The sequence below is a fragment of the Novosphingobium sp. GW835-FHT14H07 genome, from assembly GCF_058793515.1.
Genome location: NZ_JBXAFX010000055.1, coordinates 1 through 7,894, shown reverse-complemented (window position 1 = coordinate 7,894; position 7,894 = coordinate 1). Strand labels below are relative to the sequence as shown.

Sequence of the window (7,894 nt, the reverse complement as noted above, 5' to 3'; positions counted from 1 at the left end):
TGCCGGCACTGGCAGCCTGATCATCCTCGGCCCTGCCGAGGATCGGTGTTCCTACACCACGCCGTGGGACACTACCATACCGAGCTGTTGTCGAAACCTGCCTGTGGCCAAGGAGGCTTCCAATCATCGGCAAAGTCTCGGATGATCGCGCTGCCAGGCTGGCATAGTTGTGCCTCAGATCGTGGAGCCTGACGTCATCCAGACCGGCATCACGTCGGAGCTTGCGCCAGAACCAGTCAATCGCTGAAACCGACTGCCCCTTGAATGGAAACACCCGCTCATCCCTCTTCCCGCGCGGCAATCCATCCAGCACCGCCCTCGCCTCCTCGCCAAGCCAGACGATACGCGGGCCGGTCTTGGAGTCGGTCAGTTTGAGCTTCCTCCCCTGAACCTCGCCCCAGGTGAGGTTGAGGATTTCGCCGCGTCGGCATCCTGTCAACGCGAGCAGTGTGACTAGCGCCACTTCGACGGGCTGGTCAGCGCGCCGGTCGGCAAGGGCTTTCCCGAGCCGCGCCATTTCGGCGTCGCTCAGAAACCGTTCGATCTTGCGCCCCCTGTTCTTCTTCACGCCTCGAAAGGGGTTTGAGTGCTCAGGAATATAGCCCCAGGCCTCGGCCTTGGCGAACATGGCTTTCAGAATTTCCATGGCGCGGTTTGCTGCACCCGGCCCTGCCGAGCGTGTAACCTCCGCGTGCCAGCGCACCGCATCGGCATGACCGATCTCGTCGATGAAGTTGCCCGCGAACGCATGATCGAGATGGGTGCGGCGGTAGATGTCGTGGATCTCGCGCGTCGACTTCTTCCAGGTCGGTGCCGCCACATCCCAGTAGGACTGAAGGAACGCCGCATAGGTCGGCGTCTTCCGGCCGCGCTTCTTCTTGTCTGCCGGGTTCTGCCCGAGCTCGATCCGGAGGATCAGTCGGCGGGCAACATCCTTCGCGATGCGCTCGGTAAGGATGGCGGCATCGCCGATCGTTATCAACCGCTGCTTGCCACCGATGGTCCGCTGGAGGACATAGCTCTTGCGTCCTGAGCGGTGGATGCGCTCGCCAAAGCCCGGAAGCACATAGTCAAACCTCGTCCGGCGCTTCCCAGCCTCTCCCGGAACAACGCGCGCGAGTTCCTCGGCGAGGATATGCTTGAGATCGTATCCCGTCATGCCGCTACACCAAGTGCACCGGCGAGGCTCGAGCAAATCCGGTCGGCGCTCTCCGAGATGATGTCGTCAGCGAGATGCGCATAGCGCGCGGTCGTCTCGGGAAGCGCGTGTCCTAACAGCCTGCCAATGGTCGCTAGAGGAGTGCCCTTCGCAATGGCTATCGAGGCAAAGCTGTGGCGAAGATCGTGAAGCCTAACATCGGGAAGAGCGGCCTTGCGCCTGACCCTGATCCAGTGCTCGCCAAGATTGATTGGAACCTCCCGATGCAGCGCCGGAAAGACAAGCTGGTCGTCGGCACGGCGGTCGAGGTTATTAAGGACTTCGATCGCTTGCGGATTGAGATAAATGGTCTTCGGGCCGGTCTTGCTGTCGGGCAAGGCAAGTCGAGGAATCTGGACGTAGCGCCAGCGCAAGGTCGCAATCTCCGAAGCACGTGCACCCGTGTAAACGAGCAAGAGAAGCGCGGGGATCACGAACGGGTTCGCAAACTCGTGATTGGCCAACGCGCGCCCGAGCCTGCGGTATTCGTCGGCGGAAAGGTAGCGCTCCGGGAGCTCGCGCTTGAAGCGGGACACACCGCGACACGGGTTGGAGCATTTGGCGCGATACCCGAGCTTTTCCGCATACTGCATCATGACAGACATGATCGGGATGGTGCGATTGAAGCTCCCTTCCCTCTTTGTCATGGTGTCGCGCCAGCGGTTGATGTCTGACCGTGCGATCATGTCGACCGGAAGTTCGCCGAAATGCGGAATGAGCAGCTGATCGATGCGCGAGCGCGAGCTCGTCCTGGTCGACGGCTTCCAGTGCGGCGAATAGTCGGTCCAGAATTCCTCGGCGAAGTCGACAAAGAGCGGGACCTTTTTCTGCTCGGGCGCAGACGGCAGGTCGGCAAGCGTAGCCCTGATGAGCAATCTGCGCGCGGCAGCGCGCGCGGCGGGAGCGCCCAGCGCACCTGCCGCCACCCCCGCGCGTCCCAGCGTCGCCATCCTCTGCACGCCTCGGGGCCTGTACTTCACTATCCAGCTAAGGTGTCCGGACTTGCGCTTGCGCAGTCCGAAGCCAGGCAGTTCATTATCCCATGTAATCCCGAGCGGAAGTGAGGCTCGACGGGCCACATGACCGGTCAGTTTCAGCTTATTGGATTGGCGTTTGTGGGTGACGGCTGTGCCTTGCCCACCCACAGATTGCCGGTGGGTTAGAAATTTCGAACTATCTGTTTTTACTAGGTTTTGCTCCACAAATGCAGCTTAGGCTGCGTACGGTGTGCTTGTAAACCTGCTGCCGAGGTGGGTTCGATACGTTCCCCGAATATGGTCCGAGCAGATGAAAATGAGTCCTGGTGGGGCTTGAGCCAAACGGCGCATGAGAGCGTCTGTTTCCGCTGACAATGCGGCCATAATCGGCTTTAATCTGTCTGGTCGAAAGCCGTCGTTCGTTCACCGACGACCTATGTATGCCAACTCTCGGGTAGCGCCTAGGTGGGCGTTCGGGCCTTTGCAGACACCACCATTCGCTTGGGCGAGGATTAAAAACAACTCGCATGACTAAACTGCCAATAGGCGACAGTTTAGCCATGTGATCGATTCTAGGGAGCCTCCGACGCCGCACCAAACACCCGGCGCTGGAGGAATGAAATGTCTGCGGTTTCAAGCGATGCCGGTTGCGACTCAGAAGAGATCGAGCGTTTCGACGTTATAATCGTCGGCGCGGGGATCTCGGGCATCGGCAGCGCAACCTTGCTGCGCAAGCACTGCCCGGACTTGAGCTTTGTTGTCCTCGACGCGATGGAATCGTTCGGCGGCACCTGGCTGATGCACAAGTATCCCGGCACCCGTTCGGACAGCGATCTGTTCACTTTCGGCTATGGCTTCAAGCCGTGGAAGGGTGATCCCATCGCTTCGCGCCAGCAGATTCTGGACTATCTGGGCGGGGCTATCGAGGATGCCAATCTTGGGCCGCACATCCGTTATGGCCACAAGGTCCAATCCGCCGAATGGTCGAGTGAAGCGGCAAGCTGGACACTGGCAGTCGAGCGCAGTGATATAGAAGGCTTGGTCCATCTGCAGGGGCGCTTCCTGTGGATGTGTCAGGGCTACTACCGCCATTCACACGGCTACACGCCGGACTGGCCAGGTCTCGCCCAGTTCCAGGGGCAGGTTGTCCACCCGCAGCACTGGCCAGACGATCTCGATCTCAGCGGCAAGCAGGTGACGGTGATCGGCTCGGGTGCCACGGCCGCCACCTTGATCCCGGCGCTGGCTGATAGCTGCGCGCATGTCACCATGTTGCAGCGCACGCCGACCTACTTCGCGGCTGGTCGCAATGCCGACAGCCTGGCGGACGAACTGCGCAAGCTGTATGTCGATGACGCCTGGATCCATGAAATCATGCGCCGCAAGGTGGTGCGCGACCGCGCCGATCTGCTGGAGCGCGCGCAGGCAGCGCCCGACAAGCTGAAGAAACTGCTGATCGACGGGGTCAAGGCCTGCCTGCCCGAAGGCTTTGATGTCGATCGCCACTTTACCCCGCCCTACAAGCCCATGCAGCAGCGCGTGGCCTTTGTGCCTGATGGCGACCTGTTCAAGGCCGTCGCTTCGGGCAAGGCATCGGTCGTGACGGACCAGATCGCAGCCTTTGACGAAACCGGGATCCAGCTTGGTTCAGGCAGCCGCATCGACTGCGACGTGGTGATCACCGCGACCGGCTTTGAGATGTCCGTGATGGGCGAGATCCCCTTCCGGGTTGACGGACGCCATATCGATTTTGCGCAGACTGTGACCTATCGCGGGACGATGTTCACCGGCGTGCCGAACATGGCCTGGATTTATGGCTATGGGCACTATAGCTGGACCTTGCGCGCGGACCTGATCGGCGAGTTCGTCTGCCGCCTGCTGCGCCATCTGGAGGCGCGCGGCGCGAAGAGCGTAGCGCCGACCTTGCGCCCGGATGATCACGACATGCCGCTGCGGCCGTGGGTCGACACCGAATACCTCAATCCCGGCTACCTCTTGCGCAGCCTGGACCGCTTGCCACGCAGCGGTGACAAGCCGGAGTGGCAGCACAGCCAGGATTATCTCTACGAGAGCAAGGCCATCCCGGCCATCGATCTCGACGATCCGATCTTTTCCTACAGCTATTGACCGGGCCGGACCCGCAAAGACCGAGGAGCGTGCAGATGAAGAACATGAAAGGCGGCGTAGCCGTAGTAACCGGCGGCGGTTCTGGCCTGGGCAAGGCTATTGCACAGGAGGCCGCACGCCGGGGAATGCGGGTGGTGATTGCCGACGTGCAGGCCGAGGCGATGAATGCGGCGGTTAAAGAGCTGCGGGCCAGCGGTGCGGATGCGATTGGTGTGTTGACCGACGTGACCAGCGCTGCTTCGGTTGAGGCGCTCGCAGAGGCCGCCGAACGCCAGTTTGGCCCCGCCAACCTGGTGTTCAACAATGCCGGGGTCGCATCCGGTGGGCCGATCTGGGAAAGCACCGAAAAGGATTGGAAGTGGGTGTTCGCCGTCAACGTCGATGGGGTGGCCAACGGTTTGCGGAGCTTCACCCCGCGGATGCTTGCTGCCGCCGCTGCCGACCCGGCCTATCAAGGCTGCATTGTGAATACCGCCTCGATGGCCGGACTGGTTACGGCACCCGGCATGGGCATTTACAGCGTTTCCAAACACGCCGTGATCGCGATTTCGGAATGCCTTTACCACGATCTCGATCTGGCCGGAGATCAGGTCAAGACAGCTGTGCTGTGTCCCTCATACGTGACCACCAACATCAGCCAATGCTATCGCACCCGGCCCGCCGATCTTGCCAATGAAAGCGGCCCGACAAAGTCCCAGCTGGCGACCCAGGCCATTTCCGCGAAGGATCTCGCCAATGGGTCGTTGACCGCAGAAGAAGTGGCCAGCATCACTTTCCAGGCAATCGAAGTGGGACAGTTCTACGTCTATCCCAGCCCGGAACTGCTCCCGATCGTCAAGAACCGCCTGGATAACATCGCGGCGGGATCCAATCCCGATATTCCCTACGAGGACATTCCGATGTTCAAGGAGCGGCGCGACCGGTTAAAGGAAGCACTGGCCAGTTGAACGCCAGCCCTCACAGGCGGATCAAGGACATCGGCAGTTGCACGAAGACAGGGCCCAGCACGAACCAGGAGTATTGAACCCGGAGCTCGATGCTGCGCTGCGCCAGCATGCCCGCCGCCGACTGCTTGGCAGGGGTGAGCAGCTTTATGCGTTCGGGTCCGTGCCCGATGCGCTGTTCTGCGTTGAAGAGGGAGTACTGCGCCTCAGCGTGACCAGCCCCGAGGGCCGGGAATCCGTTCTCAGCATGGTGACTCAAAACCAGTGGTTCGGCGAAGCCTCCCTGTTTTCGGGAGAGCCGCGCGGAAATGACGCCATGGCGATTGTTGCCAGCGCTGTGCTGATCGTCCCGGCTGCAGCAGTCCACCAGCTTGTCGACCACCGGCCGGATTTCTTGCTGCAATTCCTGGCCATGATGGGGAGGCGGTATCGCATGATACTCAGCCGGATGGACGATACCGTGCTGCGCCCCTTGCCCGCCCGCCTGGCGCGGGAAGTGCTGCAGGCGCATGGGCGGGAGCTTGCAGCGGCGGGACCACATCACCCGGTCACGCTCCGCTTCTCGCAAGAGGAAATGAGCCAGATGCTCGGCGCATCGCGGCAAAGCATCAACCGCCTGCTCAAGCAATGGGAGCGAGGCGGCGCCATAGAAGTTGCTTACCGCAGCCTGACAGTCCTCGATCCTGAAGCGCTGCGGTTGCTCACGGAACGTGACGAAGGATAAAGCGCTATGGTCCTGCTCCAAACTACCGGAGTACCAAGATGAAACTGCGCCTGCGCCAGATTGCACTCGCCGTAACTGACCTTGAAGTTGCAACATTGCAGGCCAGCCAGATTCTTGGCCTGGGCTCAGCCTATCAAGACCCGGCAATCGTGCGTTACGGGCTGCGCAATGCGGTCTATGCGATCGACAACACCTTTCTGGAATTCGTATCGCCGATCACCGAAAACACCACCGTCGGGCGCTTGCTGGCCAAGCAAGGCGGTGACTGCGGCTATATGGTCATTCTTCAAACCGACGGGGCAGACGAAGCGCGCGCGCGAATTGATGCTGCGGGTGTGCGCGTGGCGGATCAGTTGGACCGCAATGGCGCGGGCTTCATGCACCTGCATCCCAAGGATGTTGGCGGAACCCTGCTGTCCATCGATTACATGCCGCGCTGGTCCGACTGGGAATGGGGCGGCCCCGACTGGCAAAAGTCCGCTACCCAAGACGAGGCCATTACCGGGATTGGAATAAGCGCGCTCGACCCGCAGGGCATGGCGGGGCGCTGGGGGGAAATTCTCGGTCGCCCGATGGAACATTGCGATCATGCAAGCCGCATCGGCCTGGATGAAGGCGAGCTGCGGTTTGCGGCCCCAGCAGGCAACGGCAGTGAAGGATTCCAAGCCTTCGACCTGCACTCCGCCCGCGCCGCGCAGCTGCGCGAAAACGCTGTTCGGCACGGCTGCCTGACCAGTGAGGGGAATGTCGCACTGTTCGGCGTGACTATTCGGCTGGTTTGATAGCCTGCATCAAAGCGCCTGAGACACGAGAGGATAACCAGTGACCTATTCGCAGATTTGTTATGATGTGATCCGCGCGGTCGCCACCATCACGCTGAACCGGCCAGAGCGCCTGAACGCCTGGACCCCGACCATGGCGGCAGAATTCCGCCAGGCCATGGAGCAGGCGAACAACGATCCGCAGGTGCGTGCGATTATCGTGACCGGCGCGGGCAAGGGGTTCTGCTCGGGCGTCGACATGAGCGCGCTGGATGGAATGACCTCAAGCGGCAAGACCCCAAGCAAATCGTTCACCCCGCTTGACCCGGCGGCCCGCGAAGATTTCCAGCATCCGATGACCTGGCTGCCGTCGGTCGGCAAGCCGATTATTGCCGCGGTCAACGGTGCGGCGGCCGGGCTGGGGCTTGCGCTTCTGCTGTTCTGCGATTTGCGGTTTGCCTCCAGCAACGCGGCATTTGTGACATCATTCTCGCGGCGCGGCCTGATCGCGGAACATGGCACCAGCTGGATGCTGACGCGTTTGGTGGGACATAGCCGTGCACTGGACCTGATGTTCTCCTCGCGTCGAGTAGATGGCGACGAGGCATACCGCATCGGCCTGGCAGACCGGGTCTGCGCCCCCGAACGGCTGCTGGACGAGGCACGCGAATATGCCGAGAACCTGGCGGCGAATGTCTCTCCGCGCTCGACCCGCATCATGAAGCGCCAGCTGTGGGACGCCCTGTTCGTCGATCTCGCAACCTCGATGCAGGAAGCCGATGAGGAAATGCGGGAAAGCCTGAAAAGCGCGGATTTCAAGGAGGGCGTTGCGCACTTCCTTGAGAAGCGCACGGCAAAGTTCGTAGGTGGCTAAAGTTTATTTTGGGGTTTTGTGATCGACATCGGTATCTGGAATGCCTTCGAGGTCTAAATGTCCCATGACACTTCTCCTGTGGCCGGAATGGCCACGGGGAGTTTGCCTCAACTATGCATGAAAATGTCCGCTATCCCAATTTGCGGTCCTGAAAGGAGACTTTCCGGATCGTCCAACTTGCCGGACATTTGCGGCTGGCATTGTCTTGGCAAATCTTAGTGCCTGATTCAGAAGTTTCTCAATTCCAGCAATATCTTGCGGTTCGGCGCGTGAGCATTCGGATTGAAGC

Annotated in this window: 7 protein-coding genes and 1 pseudogene; 6 read left to right on the top strand and 2 right to left on the bottom strand. The window is 60.9% G+C overall.

Translation table 11 applies throughout. The features are described 5' to 3' along the window. Both AC1Q5P_RS21535 and AC1Q5P_RS21530 read right to left on the bottom strand, forming a co-directional pair. On the bottom strand, window positions 1–1,159 hold a 1,159-nt coding region (locus AC1Q5P_RS21535), incomplete at its 3' end, for a site-specific integrase (RefSeq protein ID WP_492519986.1). Beyond that, on the bottom strand, window positions 1,156–2,400 hold the full coding sequence (locus AC1Q5P_RS21530; protein WP_492519985.1) for a tyrosine-type recombinase/integrase: 1,245 nt from the start codon (window positions 2,398–2,400) through the stop codon (window positions 1,156–1,158). The genes AC1Q5P_RS21530 and AC1Q5P_RS21535, both read right to left, overlap by 4 nt. A 396-nt stretch (window positions 2,401–2,796) precedes the next feature. Between AC1Q5P_RS21530 and AC1Q5P_RS21525 the strand changes: the two genes are divergently transcribed. The 6 genes and pseudogenes from AC1Q5P_RS21525 (at window position 2,797) to AC1Q5P_RS21500 (ending at window position 7,605) form a co-directional block, all read left to right on the top strand. Next, complete coding sequence (locus tag AC1Q5P_RS21525) at window positions 2,797–4,302, top strand: flavin-containing monooxygenase (RefSeq protein ID WP_039331743.1); 1,506 nt, start codon at window positions 2,797–2,799, stop codon at window positions 4,300–4,302. Window positions 4,303–4,337: 35 nt separating this feature from the next. Next, window positions 4,338–5,249: an SDR family NAD(P)-dependent oxidoreductase gene (locus AC1Q5P_RS21520; protein ID WP_492519984.1), complete on the top strand. Its 912-nt coding sequence runs from the start codon at window positions 4,338–4,340 to the stop codon at window positions 5,247–5,249. Between the two features lie 160 nt (window positions 5,250–5,409). Continuing rightward, window positions 5,410–5,565 (top strand): annotated as a pseudogene (locus AC1Q5P_RS21515) (Crp/Fnr family transcriptional regulator); the annotation flags it as partial. Between the two features lie 114 nt (window positions 5,566–5,679). Continuing rightward, a complete protein-coding gene (locus AC1Q5P_RS21510) occupies window positions 5,680–5,970 on the top strand; it encodes a Crp/Fnr family transcriptional regulator (protein WP_236727056.1) in 291 nt (96 codons plus the stop codon). Window positions 5,971–6,008: 38 nt separating this feature from the next. After that, the gene (locus AC1Q5P_RS21505) at window positions 6,009–6,752 is read left to right on the top strand and encodes a VOC family protein (RefSeq protein WP_052241969.1); all 744 of its coding nucleotides are present in this window, start codon (window positions 6,009–6,011) and stop codon (window positions 6,750–6,752) included. 40 nt (window positions 6,753–6,792) lie between these two features. Next, complete coding sequence (locus tag AC1Q5P_RS21500; protein ID WP_492519983.1) at window positions 6,793–7,605, top strand: enoyl-CoA hydratase; 813 nt, start codon at window positions 6,793–6,795, stop codon at window positions 7,603–7,605. The last annotated feature ends 289 nt before the right edge of the window (window positions 7,606–7,894 follow it).

Coding starts and splice junctions, on each gene's coding strand:
- AC1Q5P_RS21525 (WP_039331743.1), top strand. CDS start 2,797: ATGTCTGCGGTTTCAAGCGATGCCGGTTGCGACTCAGAAGAGATCGAG.
- AC1Q5P_RS21520 (WP_492519984.1), top strand. CDS start 4,338: ATGAAGAACATGAAAGGCGGCGTAGCCGTAGTAACCGGCGGCGGTTCT.
- AC1Q5P_RS21510 (WP_236727056.1), top strand. CDS start 5,680: ATGATACTCAGCCGGATGGACGATACCGTGCTGCGCCCCTTGCCCGCC.
- AC1Q5P_RS21505 (WP_052241969.1), top strand. CDS start 6,009: ATGAAACTGCGCCTGCGCCAGATTGCACTCGCCGTAACTGACCTTGAA.